Genomic DNA, 17,833 nt, shown 5'->3' on the forward strand with positions numbered 1-17,833 from the left:
GCCATTGCTTTCGCAAAGCCGGACGTTTTGCCCGCCAATACAGGGTCACTTATTTCGAGAACTGATCCAGCAGGCTGGCCCGGGCCGCCATGCAAGTACCAACGGAAAGCAGATAGCCATCGCTCCGCGCGCATCTGTTATGCCGTCAGTCCGCCGTCAACACGCAGTTCCACCCCCGTGATATAGGCGGCTTCTTCCGATGCCAGAAACAATGCCGCCCGCGCGACGTCCCAGGCGGTCCCCTGTCGGCCCATCGGCACCATCGCAGCCCGGTTTGCCGCCAGCGTGGCCGGGTCAGTTTCACCATCGACAAAGGCCGTGACATGCGGCGTGTCGATGACGCCCGGCAACAGAACATTGGACCTTATCTGATAGGGCGCATTCTCCCGCGCGACGGACCGTGCCAAGCGCACCAGCCCCATCTTGGACACTTCGTAAGAGACATAGGAATAGGGCGCGGAATAGACCGCAGCCAGTGACGAGACAAAGACGATTGCCCCGCTTTTCTGCACCCGCATCGCGGGCAGGACCGCGCGCACCATCCGCATCGCGCCGGTCAGGTTGATGTCGAACACGCGCGCCCAGGCTTCATCATTGGTGTCCAGAACGCCACCCGCCTGGCTGATCCCGACGTTGTAGTCCAGAATGTCGATACCGCCCCACAGCGCCTGCATCCGCGCCATCACCTGCGCCCCGGCTTCAGGGTCCGTCACATCGGCGGCCAGCACTTCGGCCCTGCCGCCCTCTGACCGGATCAGTGCGGCGGTAGCCTCGGCGGCATCTTGGTTGCGGTCCACGCACAGCAGACTGGCCCCCTCGCGCGCAAAGAGCGCTGCGGTGGCCTTGCCGTTGCCCCAGCCTTCCCCGACCGAACCGGCCCCGATGATGGCGGCGCGTTTTCCTGCAAGCCGGTTCATTTCGTCAGAACCTGCGCGGGCAGCCACAGCGCAATCTCGGGCTGCCAGATCAGGATGAACAGCACCGCGATCTGCAGCAGCACAAAGGGAATGATGCCGCGATAGATATCGCCCATTGACACCAGATCACCCGCCGCCCCCTTCATGTAGAACAGGGCAAAGCCGAAGGGCGGCGTCAGGAATGAGGTCTGCAGATTGACCGCGACCAGGATGGTGAACCAATAGACCAGATCCGCCTTGGCGACGTGATCGCCAAGGTCCATCAGGTCGACGATGGGCGCAAAGATCGGCAGCAGGATCAGCGTGATCTCGATCCAGTCAAAGAAGAACCCCATGACAAAGACGATCGCCATCATCGTGAACAGCAGCGTCCAGTCCCCGAGGTTGAGCGACCGTGCCAGTTCGATGATGAAATCATCCCCGCCGATCTTGCGAAAGACATAGGCAAAGGCCGTTGCGGCGGCAAAGATGAAGAACAGCAGTGCGATGGTCCGCAGCGACCCGTCCACCGCCTCGCCCAGCACGTTCAGGTTCAGCCGGCCCCGGACCAGACCCAGCACCAGCGCCGCAAAGGCGCCCACGCCAGAGGCTTCGGTCGGGCTGGCGAAGCCGCCGATGATCGACCCCAGAACCGCGATGATCAGCAAAAGCGGAAAGGAAACCGACACCAGCGCCTCACGCCACAACCCCTTGCTGTCTGCCGCGCTGAGCTTCGCGGCGGGGGGCGTTTCACCTGGCCGCAGGAAAGATCGTGCAACGATATAGACCAGATAGACAGCGGCCAGGAACAGCCCCGGCAGGAAGGCCGCGACAAATACCTTGGCAAGGTTCAGAGACAAAAGATCGGACATGAACACCAGCATGACCGAGGGCGGGATCAGGATGCCCAGCGTGCCCGCGCTGGCGATGGTCCCCGTCGCCAGTGGTGCGGCATATCCCGCGCGCATCATGGTCGGCAGCGCCATCACCGTCAGCATCACGACCGAGGCCCCGATGATCCCGGTGGCGGCGGCCAGGATCGTGCCCATCAGCACCACCGCCAGCGACAGCCCACCCGGCACCCGCGCCAGCAGCTTTTGCAGGGTCAGCAGCAGGTCCTCGGCGATCCGGGTTTTCTCCATCATGACGCCCATGAAGATGAACATCGGCGCCGCCACAAGCACTGCGTTGTCGATCACGCCGCCATAGATCCGCGTGGGGATCAGTGAGATATGGACAAACCGCATTTCGCCCAGGGCCAGCGCGATAAAGGCGAAGATCAGCGTGATCCCGGACAGAACGATCGGCACCGGCAAGGCGGAAAAGAGCCCGACAATCAGGCTCAGGAACATGATCGCAGGCAGGAATTCGGTCAGCGTTTCCATAGATCACGTCCGGTAAAAGGATCAGAGATCAGATCGGGCCGCCTGAGCACGGCAAGGATGCGCAGCGCCACGGCGGTACAGCCCGCGATGGTCAGCAGGGCAGAGACTGGCACCAGCGATTTCACGATCCAGCGATGCGGCAAGCCGCGCCCGCCATTGGCCCCTTCCCCGCGTTCAAACGCGCGTTCGGCGAATTCGTAGCCATACCAGACGATGAAGGCGAAGAACGGGATCACCAGCAGCACCACGACCCAGAATTCCATCCAGAGGCGGAACCTCTCGCCCATCTTGTCGGCCAGAACGTCGATCCGTACGATGGCATTGCGGGTATAGGCGTAGCCAAAGGCAAATGTGGCCACCAGCCCATGCATATGCCACTCCAGTTCCTGCAAAATGACGGAACCTGTGGCAAAGAGCTTGCGGCCGATCACATCGTACATGATGACAAAGACCAGCGCGATCATCACCACACCTGCCAGACGCGCCGCCCATTCGCAGACCCGCGTCAGCCCGTCGGCCAGTTTCAATGCAGCCTGCATCTGTCCCTCGCTCGAAAATTCAGGAAAACCGGGGGCACGCCCGCCGCGCCCCCGGCAGCGATGGTTGGACCATCACTTCAGATAGCCGATTTCCTTCCACTGGGAATAACTGTCCCGGAACTGGGAAATGCTCTCCCACGCGCGTTTGAAATCCGCGTCCTGGGCCGATTTCTCCGCCGCGACCTCGTTCCATGCGCTCTCGAAGGCGCCAAGCATCTCATCGGACCATTGATGGATGTTCACACCATGCTCTTCCTCCAGTTCGCGCAGCGCCTCAAGCTGTACCGCCTCACCCTCGGCCATGGTGCTCAGCACCTGTGCCTCGCAGGCGGTGTTGATGACAGCACGTTCCTGGTCGGTCAGGTCGTTCCATGTGTCCAGGTTCATGATCACGCTGAGAAAGCTGGTCTGCTGGTGCCAGCCCGGCAGATAGTAATGGTCCGCGTGTTCGTACATGCCGATCATGTTGTCGAGGAAGGGGAAGCCCAGTTCGGCGGAATCGATGGCGCCTGTGTTCAGCGCCGACATCGTGTCAGCCAGCCCCAGCGATTGCGCTTCGACACCCAGTTTACCCATGACACTGGCACCCAGACCAAAGAAACGCATCTTCTTGCCCTTCAGGTCTTCGACGCTGTTGATCTCCTCGCGGAACCAGCCGGAGGCTTCGGGCACCAGCGTGCCGCAGTGGATCGTCTTGATGTTATAGGTGTCCTCGGTGATCTCCGACCACATTTCCTTGCCGCCGCCATAGTACCACCAGGCCGCGTATTCCTTTACATCCGGGCCAAAGGGAAAGGTCGTGAACAGCGGCGCGGAGGGCACCACGCCCTCGGCAAAGCCGATGGAATACCACGCGCTTTCGACCGCTCCGGTCGAAACCGCATCCCAGACCTCGCCGGTGGAAACGATCTCACCGGGGTTTTTCACATCGAAGTGAATCCCGCCCGCGGTCAACAGGTCGACCTTTTCCGCGATGTCCCAACCCGGTTTGCCCAGCAGCGGCAGCGTCTGCGGGAAAATCGCCTGCATTTCGATGTCCCGGGCGATGGCCGCCCCCGACATCAGGCTTCCGGCCATCAACGTGGCCGTGCAGGTGCCTATTACTGTCCTGGTTTTCATTGTTCTCCTCCCAATTTCTTCCAGTTATGTCCCGCGTGAGGTCAGGCCACGCGGTCGCCTTTCTTGACTTGTACGGTACGGTTATCGACGGCGGGCAACATGCGCGACGGATCGCGTGTCACCATCACGTCGATCACGCTGGGCCGGTCCTTTTCGGCAAATGCCGCCTTCAGCGCGCCTTCCAACTGGCCCGGTTCCTCCACCCGGACCCCGTGGCAGCCCATCGCCCGGGCCACCTCGGCATAATTGGTCTCGGCCAGGTCGGAACTCTGATAATTCCCCTCGCCGTACATCAGGTGCTGCAACGCCTTCACATATCCCGAGGCTGCGTTGTTCACGACGATGATATTGACGCCAAGACCCATCCGGCGAGCGGTCTCAAGCTCTCCCAACACCATGTTGAAACCGCCATCGCCGGTCAGACCGACAACCACCGCTTCCGGGTCGGCCAGCTGTGCGCCCATGGCACCCGGCAGGCCATAGCCGATCGAGGCAAAGCCACGGTCCGGCACAAAGCTGCGCCGCGCCTTTTTCGAGTTGAACAGCAGCCCGCCCCAATGTGCGGCAAAGCCGCCATCGGCGATCAGGTAGCCATCCGCAGGCAGGTGATTGTTCAATTCGGTCACAAGCCGCGCCATGTGAACCGGGCTTTCATCGGAATAAAGCCGGTCGGCGGCGACCTCGTCATGCCAGGTCTGCATCTTTGCGGGGATCTCTGCCAGATAGGCCGCGCGCATCTCGCGCTGGCTTTGCGCCCGTGCGGCAAGTGCCGTCGTCAGATCGTCCAGCCCCTCGCGCGCGTCACCCCAGAGTTTCATCGTCGGGTCATAGGTGCGGCCCATCTCTTCGGCGACATTGTCGAGATGGATCACAATCTGCCCCTTCGCGGGGATCGTGAAACGCTTGGTCGCGATTTCACCCAGCTTGCAGCCCGCGACGATGATGCAATCGCTTTGCTCGATCAGCGCATTGGCGATCCGGTCATAGCGCCCGAACAGCCCCGCCGACAGCGGCGAGGTACAGGCGATGGCCCCCTTGCCGCTCATGGTGTGGGCAACGGGTATGCCATTGGCCTCGGCAAATCGTGTCACCGCGGCGGTCGCCCGGCTGATGTGAATGCCCCCACCGCAGAGCAGGATCGGGCGCGCCGACGCCGCAATCATGTTGGCGGCCTTTTCCAGGCTCTCGCGCTCAGGACGGCAACGGATGGCGGGTGCTGCCTCATGGGCCGCGTCGACATCGAAGTCACCCTCGTCGAACCCCCACAGGCCATGGGCAATATCCTCGGGCACATCGACAACGACAGGGCCGGGTCGCCCGGAAGTGGCCAGTGCAAAGGCACGGCGCATGATCTCGGGGATACGCTGTATCGTTTCGATCCGCAGCAGCGCCTTGCACGCGGGCCGCAGGATCGAGACCTGATCGGTTTCCTGCGTCATGTTCTTGCCTGCGTGATCGCGCTGCGCATCGCCAATGATCGCCACCATCGGCGAGCCGGCATTCAGCGCCTCGACCAGCCCGGTCACCAGGTTGGTGGCGCCCGGCCCCAGCGTCGCATCGACCAGCCCGACCCGGCCCGACACCTTGGCATAGGCATCGGCTGCGAAAACAGCACAGCGTTCGTCATTGATCAGGTTGTGGTTCAGCCCCAACCGCCGCGCCGCATCGTAAAACGGCAGCAGCTGGAAACCACCCATGCCGAACATCGGCCCGGCCCCATGCGCCAAGAGCATCCGCACCAGCGCCTCGCCGCCAGTCATTTCGTTGGATTGGGTCATGCCGTTTCGAACTCCATCGTCTTTTTCGCGGCGGCGGCAATCATGTCCGCCGTCACCCGCATCTGATCTTCAAGATTGGGGGCATAGGCGATCAGCCCCCGTGGACTGCCCAGCCGCACGGGCGGCGCTTTCAGCACCATGGTCTGCGCCACGGTTGCCACAACTTCGGCCCCGAACCCCGCAACGCAGACCGCCTCATGCGCCACCACCAGACGGCCGGTTTTTTTCACGCTGGCCAGCACCGCCTGCTTGTCCCAGGGCCAGAGGCTGACAAGGTCGATGACCTCCGCATTGATCCCGTCCTCCGCGAGCCTGTCTGCGGCCTGGACACAAAGGTTGGCTGTGTTCGACCAGGAGACCAGAGTCACATCCGTGCCCGCGCGCCGGAGGCCTGCCTTGCCGAACCGGCCCGGCAGGCTTGTATCCACCTCGCCTTCGGTGGCCCAGATGTCCTTGTGCTCCAGATAGACAACCGGATCGTCGCAGGCGATTGCCGCTTTCATCATCGCGTAATTGTCCTGCGGTGTGGCCGGGCAGCAGACCACCAGACCGGGAATATGCACATACCAGGATTCCAGCGACTGGCTGTGTTGCGCCGCCGAGGACCGCCACATGCCCATGGGCTTGCGAATGACCATGGGCGCGCGGCTTTGCCCGCCGAACATGAACCGCGCCTTGGCAATCTGGTTCACCAGCTCGTCCGTGGCGCAAAGCGCAAAATCCGCAAACCGCATCTCGACAATGGGCCTTGTGCCCGCCATCGCGGCACCAAAGGCCGCTCCCATGATTGCAGCTTCGGAAATCGGCGCATCACTGATCCGCCTGGGGCCGAATTCCTCCACCAACCCGGTATATTGCTTGAACACCCCGCCCCGGCCCAGGTCCTCGCCCACACACCAGACCGTCGGATCTGCCCGCATGGCTTCGGCCACGGCCAGTTTCGCGGCATCGGCATAGGTCATGCGCGCCATCAGAACGCCTCCTCGGTGGGGGAACCGATGTCCTGCACATCGGCAAAAACGCTCGCAGCAGCCGGCCAGGGCGCATCCCGCGCGGCGTCCAGTGCGGCATCCATCTCTTCTTCCGCCGCTTGCCGCACCTGGTCCAGGTCACCCTTTGCCACCCCCGCCTGAACCAGTTCACCGCGCAGTTTCGCGATCGGGCAGCGGGTCGCGCGCATTTCATCCGCCTCCCCTTCGGGCCGATAGGTTGCGGGATCGAAATAGGTATGGCCCGACAGGCGATAGGTCCTGGCATGCAGGAATTCCGGCTTGCCGGTCTGACGGATCCGCGCCGTGATCTCGGCCGCGGTCGCAGCCAGCGAGGTCACATCATTGCCATCCGCTTCCGTCGTGGGCAGACCCAGTGCGCGGGCACGGTCGGCCACGTTCCCCGAGGTCATGTCTGACGTCAGCGTAGAGGCGGAATAGCGGTTGTCCTCGCAGACAAAGAGGATCGGCAGATCAAACACCCCTGCCCAGTTCAACCCTTCCAGGAAGGGGCCACGGTTTGCCGCACCGTCACCAAAGAAACAGACAACAATCTGGTCGCCGCCCAGCAGCTTGATCCCATGCGCGGCCCCGGCGGCGATGGTGATATTGGCCCCCACCACGCCATTGGCCCCCAGCATGCGCACCCCGAAATCGGCGATATGCATCGACCCGCCCTTGCCACCGCAACAACCGCCCTCCCGGCCCAGCAGCTCTTTCATCATCGCCTGGGCATCGGCCCCCTTTGCCAGCGTGTGACCATGGCCCCGGTGGGTGGAGAGAATGTAATCATCGCGCCTCAGCGGCTCGATCACCGCTGTCGCCACCGCCTCCTGTCCGATGGACAGATGGATCGCACCCAGCACCAGCGCCTCATCCACCGCTGCCCGCCGGGCGACTTCCTCGAAGGCGCGGATGCGTTCCATGGTGGCAAGGCGCGCAAGACCCTTTTCACGATCAAAGTTGGTCAGGGTCACAGCAAATTCTCCCGCTCAAGCTCGCTGAATTTTGCCGACAAGGTGGCCACTTCCTCCCTGAGCAAGGGCAGCAGTTCGCCTTCGATCCGGTCCATCTTCATCCGTTCGTTGATCGCCCCGATCCCGATCGCCGCAACGATCCGTCCGGTGCCGGTCTGGATCGGCAGGGCCACGGCGCTCATCCCCGGGACCGGGATGGAGGGGTTGAAAGCAAAGCCCCGTTGCAGGAAATCAGCTGCCAGTTCCTCTGCCTTTTCGGGGGTGTAATTGTAATCTGCCATCCAGGCCTGATTGCTGCGCGCCGCTGCCATGCGCTTGGACTTCTCCGTGACCGCATAGATCGCCTGCCCGGTGGCCCCGACACCCAGCGGCAGCCGGTCGCCCGCATCAAGGGTCAGCGTGCGGATCGGAAAATCGCCCAGCTCGCGGCAGACACAGATCGAAACCGCGCCCTCCGGTGCGGAGAGGAACACCGTGTCCTTTGTCCCTTCCGCAACCCGGCGCATGCTGCGCCTTGCCAATGCGGCAAGGTCGGACCGGTTGGCGACCCGCGCCAATGCGGCCAGGGCATGGCCCAGGTGATACTTCCGGCTGCCCGGATCCTGATAGACGTAATGCACCTCCATCAAAGAGGCGAGCACCCGGTGGGTCGTGGTTCTGGTGAAATCGGTGCAGGCCTGAATCTCCGTAAAGCTCGCGCCCAACGGCATCCGCGCAAGGGCCGCAAGAACGTTCTGAGCACGCGCAATGGAGCCGACCGGCGTCTCTGCACTCAAGACCATTCCCCCCTTCTACTTCCGTTTATCGGAATAATTGTTTTGATTGGTGGAACAGATTGCCTTGCGCTGTCAAACAAATTATCGCTTTTGCCATGACAACAGATGTTCGCCTCTTTGACTCGATCACCGACGCAGGTCCTGACGCGGCGGGCGCGGTGGCGGTGTCAGGCTCGCATGGCGGGCTGTTTGCGGCTGCCGTTGCCTCCCTGTCGGGGCTGCGCGCCGTCATCCTCAACGACGCGGGCCGCGGCATGAACGAAGCCGGGATCGCAGGCGTCCGGGCGCTGGCCGATGTGGGCATGGCGGCCTGCGCCGTCGATTGCATGAGCGCGGAAATCGGATCGGCACGCGATGCGGCAAGCCATGGGGTCATCTCCTTTGCCAACGCCATTGCAGCGGGTCTTGGCATCGCGCCCGGCATGACGGCGGGCGATGCCCTCGACCTCCTCGCGGCTGCACCGCAACCTGATCGCCTGATGGCAAAGGTCCCCGAGACCCGCCAGGACAGAACCCTCGGCGGGCAACAGGTGCTTTGCGTCGATTCGGCCTCGTTGATCACCCCGCAGGATGCGGGGCGGATCATCATCACCGGCTCACATGGCGGGCTGATCGGTGGCGATCCTGCCCGCGCCTGCAAGGCCGACGCCCGCTATGTCGCCTTTTCGGATGCGGGGCGCGGCAAGAACGATGTCGGCATTGGCCGCCTCCCCGCATTGGACGCCCGCAAGATCGCTGCCGCCACCCTGGACTGCATGAGTTGCGAGATCGGCAACGCCGTCTCGATGCTGGAGAGCGGCATCATCTCTGCCGTGAACCAGACCGCCACCCACTGCGGAATCCGGCCGGGAATGCGACACAAGGATGCGCTTCAGGCATTGCTGCGGTCCGAAAGGGGATAACCCCATCTGCGCGGTGACAGGCCGCCGTGTCCGATCAGGCCCGGCGGCGCATGCCACCAACCCCAAGGCACTTCTTGCGCTTTGCCTCGGGGATCGGTCACACTCGCAGCATAGGGACAGGCGCAAAGAGACACCGACATGACCCGGCTCAACATCGAACAGCTCCGCACCTTCCTTGAGGTCGTGCGCCTTGGCGGCATGCGCAAGGCGGCGCAGAGCCTGAACCTCACCCAGCCAGCGGTCAGCGCGCGGGTGAAATCGCTTGAAGACACGCTTGCCGTGGCCCTGTTCGACCGCCGCGAAGGTGGTCTGACCCTGACCAAGCGGGGCGACATGCTGGTGCAATATGCCGAACAATTCGAGATCCTGTCAGAACAGGTGACCGCCAATGTCATGGACCCCGACGGGATCGAGCGGCAGCTGCGGCTTGGCGTTGCCGAAACGGTCGCCCAGTCCTGGCTGCCCGATTTCGTCGCGGACCTGCACCACCAGTTCAACAAGGTCGAGATCGAAATCGACGTTGATGTGTCGACCAATCTGCGCGAACGTCTGCTCGACCGCGAGATCGACATTGCCATCCTGCTCGGCCCGGTGTCGGAGGCTTCTGTCAGCAACATCGCCCTGCCGGGCTTCGACCTTGCCTGGTATGTGTCCGCGCAGGCGGAATGGACACCGCAGGATCAGGCGGGGCTGATCGCGCAAAACCCGGTGATCACCTATGCCCGCAACACCCGGCCCTACCGCGAGATGCGGCGGGAGCTCTACGAAAGGGTCGGGCCGGGCACGCAGATTTTCTCTTCTTCTTCCCTGTCGGCCTGTTTCCGGCTTGTCGAAGCGGGTCTGGGCGTGGCGGCCCTGCCCGAGATCCTCGGGCGTGAATGGGTTGCGCGCGGCCAGCTGCGCTGCTTCGATCCGGGGTGGTGTCCCTCGCCGCTTCAATTCACCGCGTCCTACCTCGGGGATCCCAAAAGCCACGTGGTCATGACCGCAGCGCGGCTGGCCCAGACGACGGCCCGGCGCCACGCCGATCAAAATAATCTATCACACGTGCCAAAATCATTCGATTTGATTTGATTGCAAATGCCTGCGACGCTGATCCGGCAATAACCGCCGAGAGCCAGACCGAACATGTCGCAGAACCGCATCACCGTTGCCGTTGATATCGGCGGAACCTTCACCGACCTGGAATTGCGGGACGACACCACGGGCCTGGCTCACAGCCTGAAGTCCCCGACCACGCCCGATGATCCGGCCCGCGGTCTGGCCGATGCCCTGCTGCTGGCCGCGGAACGGTTTGGCTTTGCCCTGTCGGACATCGGCCTGATCCTGCACGGCACCACGATTGCCACCAATGCGGTGCTGACCCGCGATCTGCCCGATGGCGCGCTGATCACCACCGAAGGTTTCGAGGATGTTCTGGAAATCGGGCGACACGCGCGGCGCGACATCTATGCCCTGCGCGGACCCGACCGCAGCGTGCTGATCCCCCGCAGGCGCAGGTTCGGGGCCCCCGGCCGGATCGGCGCTGCCGGAGAGGTGGTGCGGCCACTCGATGCCGCCGCACTCGACAGCGTGATCAGCCGTGTCGCCGACAGCGGTGTAGAGGCCACGGCGATCTGCCTGCTGAACGCCTTTGCCAACCCCGCACATGAAATCGCGATCCGCAAGGCATTGCTGGCGCGTTGCCCCGGGATGGCGGTTTCCTGCAGCCACGAAGTCTCTCCCGAGATCCGCGAATTCGAACGCACCGCGACCACGGTCCTGAACGCACAGCTGGTTCCGGTGATCCACCGCTATGTCACCGCCGTGCGCAAACGCTTGTCAGACGCGGGCGTGACCGCGCCGGTCTATCTGATCCAGTCGAACGGCGGTGCCATCAGCCTGGATGCCGCCGTGCAGGCCCCGGTCAAACTGCTGCTTTCCGGCCCTTCGGGCGGCGTGCTGGCGGCGCAGAAACTGGCGCGGTCGCTGAACACGCCGGATGTCGTTGGTGTCGACATGGGCGGCACGAGCTATGACGTTGCGGTCATATCCGGCGGTCAGCGCACAGTTGTGACCCAGGGAGAGATTGACGGTCTGCCCGTCCGTGTTCCGATGGTCGAGATGCATACGATCGGCGCGGGCGGCGGGTCCATCGCCTTTGTCGATGCCTCGGGCCGTCTGCAGGTCGGGCCGCGCAGCGCGGGTGCCGTGCCGGGGCCGGTCTGTTACGGGCGCGGCGGGCAGGAACCGACCGTCACCGACATCAACCTGATCCTGGGGCGGCTCGACCCTTCGACCTTCCTCGGAGGCCGGTTTGCGCTGGACCTCGACGGCGCGCGCGCTGCCCTGCGCGACCGGATGGAAGTGCCGCTGAACCTTGATACCGACCATGCGGCATCCGGTATCCTCAGTGTGGTCAACGCCAAACTGGCCGCCTCCATCAAGTTCTCCCTGTTTGCCAAGGGGCTTGACCCGCGCGATTTCGCATTGATGAGCTTTGGCGGCGCGGGCGGTGTCCACGCCATCGAGGTGGCCGAGGAACTGGGGATCACAGAGGTGATTTTCCCCCGCGATCCATCGACCTTTTCGGCGCATGGCATTCTGTCCTCTGACATTCAGCACGACCTGTCCCGCACCGAGATTCTGCCGCTTGCGTCCGCAAGCCTGGCGGCGCTCGCGGCGATGGCGGAGGACCTGCGCGCGCGCGGCACGGCATTGCTTGACGCGGATGCAATCGCGCCTGAACGGCGGGTGCTGCGGCTCACTGCCGACCTGCGGTATCGCGGGCAGGCTTTTGAGCTGATGACGGATATGCCCGATGGCCCCTGCACGGAACAGACACTTGCAACCCTGCGCGAAAGGTTCGAGGAACAGCATCGCCAGCGCTTCTCCTTTGATGATCCGGACGAGGCGGTCGAGCTTGTGACGATGCGGCTGGTTGCCATCGGCAGGCTGGGCGACGAAGGCCGGACCGCGGCGCGCCACAGCCCGTCGGAAGACCGCGCGACCGGCACCCGCCCCGTCCATGTGAACGGCGCCTGGGCCGAGGTTCCGGTGCACCGCCAATTGTCGCTGGCACCGGGTGAGGTCATCGACGGCCCCGCCATCATCGAACAGGAATACACCACCCTTTTGATCCCGGGTCACTGGTCCCTGACAATGACCGAAACGGGTGACATGACCGCAAGGAAACAGCCATGAGCCGCCCCGATCCCGTCCTGCTCGAAATCGTCTCTGCCGCGCTTGTGTCGGTGGCAGAGGAAATGTCGGTCACCGTCTGGCGCACATCACGCTCGACCACGGTGCGCGAACTGCTGGATTATTCCACTGCCGTCTTCGATGGCCAGGGCCGCAATGTCGCGCAGGCGGCGCGGATGCCCGTGCACCTCAATTCGATGGAGCTTTGCCTGCAACATATCGCGGCGCATCACATCCCGCTCGATGACTGGCGCGATGGCGATGTGATCGTGACCAACGATCCCTATTGCGGTGGCCAGCACCTGCCGGATTTCATCGCCTTCAGGCCGGTGTTCCGCGACGGCGAGCGGATCGCGATCACCTGCGTGCTGATCCATCACGTCGATGTCGGCGGCGGTGCTGCGGGCGGCTATAACGCGCAGGCGGTGGAAGTCTTTCAGGAAGGTCTGCGCCTGCCGCCGGTGCGGATCGTCCGCGATGGCAGGATGCAGGAAGACCTGTTTGCCACCATCCTGCAGAATGTCCGCGAACCGGAAACCTTTCGCGGCGATTTCCTGAGCCAGATCGCGGCGCTGGATGTGGGCGCGCGCGCCATGCTGCGGCTCGCGGACCGCTATGGCGTGCAGGCCCTGACCGAGATCGGGGCCGCGCTGCTGGACCATGCAGAGCACGAGATGCGCGCGGCGCTGCGGGCCCTGCCCGACGGCACCTACGAGGCCGAGGATTTTGTCGACGGCGACGGGCTGGAAGAGGGCAACAAGCGCATCGCGGTCACCCTGACGATTGCGGGCGACACCATCGCGCTGGATTTTGCAGGCACGGCGGATCAGGCCCGCGGGCCGATCAACGCGACCCTGGCGACTACAACTTCTGCCGTCTATTACGCCGTCATCGCGGCCTGCGGCGTGACCGGAACGGTGAACGCGGGTTGCTATCGCCCGATCACGGTGACGGCCCCAGAAGGCAGCCTTGTGAACGCGGCCTTCCCCGCACCGGTGTCGATGCGGATGCTGCCCGGCCACAAGATCGCAACCGCCGTGCTGCGGGCCTTTGCCCAGGTGCTGCCCGACCGGATCCCGGCCTCCTACTACGGCACCACATTCAACCACGCGGTCAATATCCGCCACGCGGACGGGCGCCGTCAGGTCTATTTCGACAGCGAACTCGGCGGCTGGGGCGCGCATCCCGAGCGTGACGGGCCGAATGGTCTGGCGGCCGGGTTCCACAATGGCCAGAACACACCGGTCGAGATGATCGAGGCGCTCTTTCCCATGCGGTTTACCCGCTATGGACTGGTGCCGGATTCGGGCGGTGCAGGTCGCATGCGCGGTGGTCTGGGGATCGTGCGGGAATGGGAATTCCTGGCCGAGAGCGGGCTGCTCAACGCCTCTTTCGACGCTTTCACCTCGCTGCCCTATGGGCTGGACGGCGGTGCGCCAGGGCGTGGCGGAACCCTGAGCGTCACCCGCGACGGCATCACCACCCCCCTTGCCGCCAAGACAATCGGCCATGCCCTGCGTCCCGGCGATATCGTGCGGATGGAGACCCCGGGCGGCGGCGGCCACGGCGACCCTGCCCTGCGCGACAGCACGGCTCAGGCCGCCGACCTGGCTGACGGATATGTCACGAAGGGGGTTTCCGAATGACCCGGAAGATGCCCGCGATAAACGCGCCTGTCACCAATTGTGCGGACCGGCAGAGGCGCGATGGCGCGACACACTGGACTTGCCTCCAAGGGTGTGGTCGGTTGATTTGCATGGAACAATCACGATGACAGAGCCGCTGCCGCAACGTCTTTCGCGATGGCTGGCATGGGTGGCGGGGGCCGTCATCCTGTTCGGCTGCGCCGTCCCCATCACCATCGACGTGGCCATGCGGTATTTCTTCAACCAGAGCGCGGTCGACAGTTTCGAGATCTCCTCCTACGGGCTGGCGATCTGCATTGGCCTCGGCATGGCTTTCACGGTCACGACCAAGGCGCATATCAGGGTCGATTTCCTGGCCGCCCGCCTGCCCTTCCCGCTGCGCGCGGCCTGCGATTTGCTGGCGGCCTTTGCGCTGGCGCTGGTCGCGGCGGCGCTGGCGTGGTTCGCCTGGGGCACCCTGGAACAATCCTGGTCAATGGGCGCGCGGTCCATGTCGCAGATGCGCGTGCCGCTGGTGCTGCCGCAGGGGCTTTGGTGGATCGGCCTGTTCTGGTTTGCCTGTATGGCGGTCCTGGCGCCGGTGCAGGCGGTGCTGCGCCTGATCCGCGGTGACCGGGCCGGGTTCGACGCTTTGGTCGGGTCAGCCGATCTGGACGCAGAGATCGCAGAAGCTGTGCATGCATCGGATGGCGCGCCATGATCCTCACCGCGTTTCTCTTGCTTGTCGTCATGCTGGTGCTGTCGCTGCCGGTGGCCGTTGTGCTGGCGATGACCGGCTACATCCTGTCGGAAAACTACGCCTTCTTCCCGATGACCGGCGCGGCGGGTGAGCTGGCCTGGAATTCCTCTGCCGATTTCATCCTGATCGCGGCGCCCATGTTCATCATGATGGGAGAGCTCATGCACCGCTCAGGCGTGTCGGGCCGCCTGTTCGATGCGCTGACACCCTGGTTCTCGCGCCTGCCAGGACGGTTGATGCACACCAACATCGCGGCAAGCGCTGTATTTGCCGCAACATCCGGGTCCTCCATCGCGACGGCGGCGACAATCGGCACGGTGGCCATCCCCAACATGGATGCCGGCGGCTACAACCGGCCCCTGTTCCTGGGTTCCATCGCTGCGGGCGGCACCCTGGGCATCCTGATCCCGCCGTCGATCAACATGATCATCTATGCGGTGCTGACAGATACCTCGGTCGCCGACCTTTATGCCGCAGGGTTCATCCCCGGCTTTGTCCTGGCGATGCTCTTTTCCGGGATCGTCCTGGCGCTGGTCCTGTGGCGACCGCATTGGGGCGGTCACCGGCTGGAGGGCGGTTCACTCTGGCCTGCGCGGCTGCGCGGCCTGCCGCAACTGGTGCCGCCCCTGGCGCTGTTCGCCATCGTTGTCGGCAGCATCTATGCCGGTGTCGCCACACCCACGGAAGCGGCGGCACTTGGCCTGATCGCCACCGTGGGGTTGGTCGCGCTGAACGGCAGGCTGAGCGTGCCGGTCCTGCTCGCCGCTTTTGAGGGCACTGTGCGCACCACCTGCATGATCATGCTGATCGTCATCGCCGCCTTCTTTCTCAACTTCGTCATGGTCAGCATCGGATTGGTGCAGGCGATCACCGACGCGGTGCTGAACCTGGGCTGGCCGCCGCTTGGCATGTTGCTTGCCATCATCTGTTTCTACCTGCTGCTGGGCTGCTTCATGGAGACGCTTTCCATGATGATCGCCACCACGCCCATCATCGTTCCCGTTGTGGTGGGGCTGGGTTATTCCCCGGTCTGGTGGGGCGTCGTCTTTGTCATCCTGATCGAAGCGGCGCTGATCACCCCGCCGGTCGGCATGAACCTTTATGTGGTGCAGGCCGTGCGCAAGGGCGCAGGCGATTTCAGCGATCTGTTCAAGGGGTCAGCCCCCTTCCTGGCCGCCATGCTCGCGATGATCGGCCTGCTCCTCCTGTTTCCGCAGCTCGCGCTCTGGCTGCCCACCATCGTCAATCCAAAACCGGGCGGTTAACGCCCTTCCAAACCAAGGGAGACTATCATGAAAACACTGATTGCGACCACTCTGGCGGGCCTCATGTCCCTGCCCGCACTTGCGCAGGACATGCCCGAGACCGAGTTCAATGTCGTGGGCTCCATCGGCGGGCTGTCGATGTACACCGACAAGGAACTGCCGTTCTGGACGGAACAGGTGCCCGCCGACACCGGTGGCAAGATCACCGCGAATGTGAAACCTTTCACCGAGCTGGGCTTCAAGGGTGGTGAGATCTTCCGCCTGGTCAGCAACGGCACATTGCAGATGGCCACAACCGTGCTGGCCTACAACTCCGGCGAAGTGCCGATGAATGAATCGGTCGACCTTGTTGGCGTGATCGGCAGTGTCGAGGAACTGGCGGCGGCTGTCGAAAGCTGGCGGTCATCCTATGCCGAATTCCTGGAGACAGAGCACAACATCAAGCTGCTGGGCTTCGGCACCTATCAGGCGCAGGTGATTTATTGCCGCGATGAATTTACCTCGCTTGCCGATCTGAAAGGCCGCAAGGTGCGCGCATCGGGTGCCTCGCAACAGGCATTTGTCAACCACCTGGGCGGCTCGCCCCTGTCCATCGCCTTTGCCGAGGTGCAACCGGCACTGGCCAGCGGCGTCGTCGATTGCGCCATCACCGGGGCGCTGTCGGGCTACAAGGCAAAGTGGAATGAATCGGCGCGGTTCATTTCTCCGATGCCGGTCAATTTCGGGCTGGCGGCACAGCTGGCAAACCTCGACTGGTGGAATGGCCTTGACGCCAGCGTGCAGGATTATCTGACCACCAGCCTGCGCGGCCTGGAAACTTCCATCTTCGTGCTGGCCGCGACAGAGACTGCAACCGGTCTGGCTTGCAACACCTCCGGCCCTTGTTCCGAAGGGGACACTGCCGGGATGACGCTGGTGCCGATGACCGAGGCTGACGATGCGCTGCGCGCAGAAGCCGTCAAGGCGGCCATCCTGCCCGAGTTCGCGGACCGTTGCGGTGCCGATTGCGTCGCGACCTGGAACGAGACCATCGGCCAGACGCTGGGCATGATCATCGAATGAACCAAACCGGGGCGGCAGTTTGCCTGCTGCCCCGATACCTTCCGGTCACAAGCCGTCCCTGAAGCGCGTGCCTTAAACTTGCATTGCCGATACCCTGCCGCGCTTCGCGCTCTCGGGACATCGGCGATACGGCGTGTATCAGGTTAAAGGCGGGACGCTGACGTCAGACACGACAGGTGTTTCCTCGTGCGACTGCAGGAAGGCGATGGTGCCATCCTCGAAATAGGCCTGGGCCACACCCGGCCCTTTCGCCACCAGCCGGAACACATGGCGCTTGCCGTCTCTGAACGTCTCGTAGCGCGTCCAATAGGTGTCGCCTTCGAAGCCATAGACACCCTTGTCCGTCTCCCCGTTCACAAAGCGGGCGATGCAGGTACCGCCAACCTCATAGTCTATGCAGGCCGCGACCTGCCGCGTTTCGGGGTCCAGCGCAAATACGCTGTGGCCTTCCAGGAATTGCTTTACTTCATCGGCCTTCATCTGGCGTATCTCCTTTGGTTCCGCTGACCCTTCTGTATCTCTGATCTGTTATTGATACCCCATCACCGGGCTTGGCGAAGATCGGTGATGGGGCGGTGTA

General features: G+C 63.6%; 16 protein-coding genes. 7 read left to right on the top strand and 9 right to left on the bottom strand.

Annotation, left to right across the window (positions count from 1 at the left end):
- Window positions 1-137: 137 nt before the first annotated feature.
- The 8 genes from O4H53_RS22005 to O4H53_RS22040 form a co-directional block, all read right to left on the bottom strand.
- Complete coding sequence (locus O4H53_RS22005; protein ID WP_269367213.1) at window positions 138-917, bottom strand: SDR family NAD(P)-dependent oxidoreductase; 780 nt, start codon at window positions 915-917, stop codon at window positions 138-140.
- Window positions 914-2,281 (bottom strand): TRAP transporter large permease, encoded by a 1,368-nt coding sequence (locus O4H53_RS22010; RefSeq protein ID WP_269367214.1) that lies wholly within the window; start codon window positions 2,279-2,281, stop codon window positions 914-916. The genes O4H53_RS22005 and O4H53_RS22010 overlap by 4 nt, the downstream gene beginning before the upstream one ends.
- Window positions 2,269-2,820, bottom strand: coding sequence for a TRAP transporter small permease subunit (locus O4H53_RS22015; RefSeq protein WP_114272962.1), 552 nt, complete (start codon window positions 2,818-2,820; stop codon window positions 2,269-2,271). Before O4H53_RS22015 ends, O4H53_RS22010 begins: the two co-directional genes overlap by 13 nt.
- A 72-nt stretch (window positions 2,821-2,892) precedes the next feature.
- Entirely contained in the window at window positions 2,893-3,939 is a 1,047-nt protein-coding gene (locus O4H53_RS22020) for a TRAP transporter substrate-binding protein (RefSeq protein WP_269367215.1), read from the bottom strand.
- A 41-nt stretch (window positions 3,940-3,980) separates the two neighbouring features.
- A complete protein-coding gene (locus O4H53_RS22025) occupies window positions 3,981-5,717 on the bottom strand; it encodes a thiamine pyrophosphate-binding protein (protein ID WP_269367216.1) in 1,737 nt (578 codons plus the stop codon).
- Window positions 5,714-6,688 carry an alpha-ketoacid dehydrogenase subunit beta gene (locus tag O4H53_RS22030; protein ID WP_269367217.1) on the bottom strand — a complete coding sequence of 325 codons (975 nt, stop codon included), beginning with the start codon at window positions 6,686-6,688 and terminating at the stop codon, window positions 5,714-5,716. The genes O4H53_RS22025 and O4H53_RS22030 overlap by 4 nt, the downstream gene beginning before the upstream one ends.
- A complete protein-coding gene (locus tag O4H53_RS22035) occupies window positions 6,688-7,683 on the bottom strand; it encodes a thiamine pyrophosphate-dependent dehydrogenase E1 component subunit alpha (RefSeq protein ID WP_269367218.1) in 996 nt (331 codons plus the stop codon). Before O4H53_RS22035 ends, O4H53_RS22030 begins: the two co-directional genes overlap by 1 nt.
- Window positions 7,680-8,459: an IclR family transcriptional regulator gene (locus tag O4H53_RS22040; RefSeq protein ID WP_269367219.1), complete on the bottom strand. Its 780-nt coding sequence runs from the start codon at window positions 8,457-8,459 to the stop codon at window positions 7,680-7,682. Before O4H53_RS22040 ends, O4H53_RS22035 begins: the two co-directional genes overlap by 4 nt.
- Window positions 8,460-8,554: 95 nt before the next feature.
- Between O4H53_RS22040 and O4H53_RS22045 the strand changes: the two genes are divergently transcribed.
- The 7 genes from O4H53_RS22045 (at window position 8,555) to O4H53_RS22075 (ending at window position 17,253) form a co-directional block, all read left to right on the top strand.
- On the top strand, window positions 8,555-9,361 hold the full coding sequence (locus O4H53_RS22045) for a hypothetical protein (protein ID WP_269367220.1): 807 nt from the start codon (window positions 8,555-8,557) through the stop codon (window positions 9,359-9,361).
- Window positions 9,362-9,499: 138 nt separating this feature from the next.
- Entirely contained in the window at window positions 9,500-10,435 is a 936-nt protein-coding gene (locus tag O4H53_RS22050) for a LysR family transcriptional regulator (RefSeq protein WP_269367221.1), read from the top strand.
- 54 nt (window positions 10,436-10,489) lie between these two features.
- Complete coding sequence (locus O4H53_RS22055; protein WP_269367222.1) at window positions 10,490-12,544, top strand: hydantoinase/oxoprolinase family protein; 2,055 nt, start codon at window positions 10,490-10,492, stop codon at window positions 12,542-12,544.
- Window positions 12,541-14,187: a hydantoinase B/oxoprolinase family protein gene (locus tag O4H53_RS22060; RefSeq protein ID WP_269367223.1), complete on the top strand. Its 1,647-nt coding sequence runs from the start codon at window positions 12,541-12,543 to the stop codon at window positions 14,185-14,187. The genes O4H53_RS22055 and O4H53_RS22060 overlap by 4 nt, the downstream gene beginning before the upstream one ends.
- A gap of 124 nt (window positions 14,188-14,311) precedes the next feature.
- Window positions 14,312-14,887 (top strand): TRAP transporter small permease subunit, encoded by a 576-nt coding sequence (locus O4H53_RS22065; protein WP_269367224.1) that lies wholly within the window; start codon window positions 14,312-14,314, stop codon window positions 14,885-14,887.
- Window positions 14,884-16,191, top strand: coding sequence for a TRAP transporter large permease (locus O4H53_RS22070; protein WP_269367225.1), 1,308 nt, complete (start codon window positions 14,884-14,886; stop codon window positions 16,189-16,191). Before O4H53_RS22065 ends, O4H53_RS22070 begins: the two co-directional genes overlap by 4 nt.
- 27 nt (window positions 16,192-16,218) lie before the next feature.
- Window positions 16,219-17,253 (top strand): TRAP transporter substrate-binding protein, encoded by a 1,035-nt coding sequence (locus O4H53_RS22075; RefSeq protein WP_269367226.1) that lies wholly within the window; start codon window positions 16,219-16,221, stop codon window positions 17,251-17,253.
- 138 nt (window positions 17,254-17,391) lie between these two features.
- On the opposite strand, the gene O4H53_RS22080 is transcribed toward O4H53_RS22075, so the two are convergent.
- A complete protein-coding gene (locus O4H53_RS22080) occupies window positions 17,392-17,733 on the bottom strand; it encodes a hypothetical protein (RefSeq protein WP_269367227.1) in 342 nt (113 codons plus the stop codon).
- Between the last annotated feature and the right edge of the window lie 100 nt (window positions 17,734-17,833).

This window comes from Sulfitobacter sp. G21635-S1 (genome assembly GCF_027213915.1).
Taxonomy (GTDB): Bacteria; Pseudomonadota; Alphaproteobacteria; order Rhodobacterales; family Rhodobacteraceae; genus Sulfitobacter.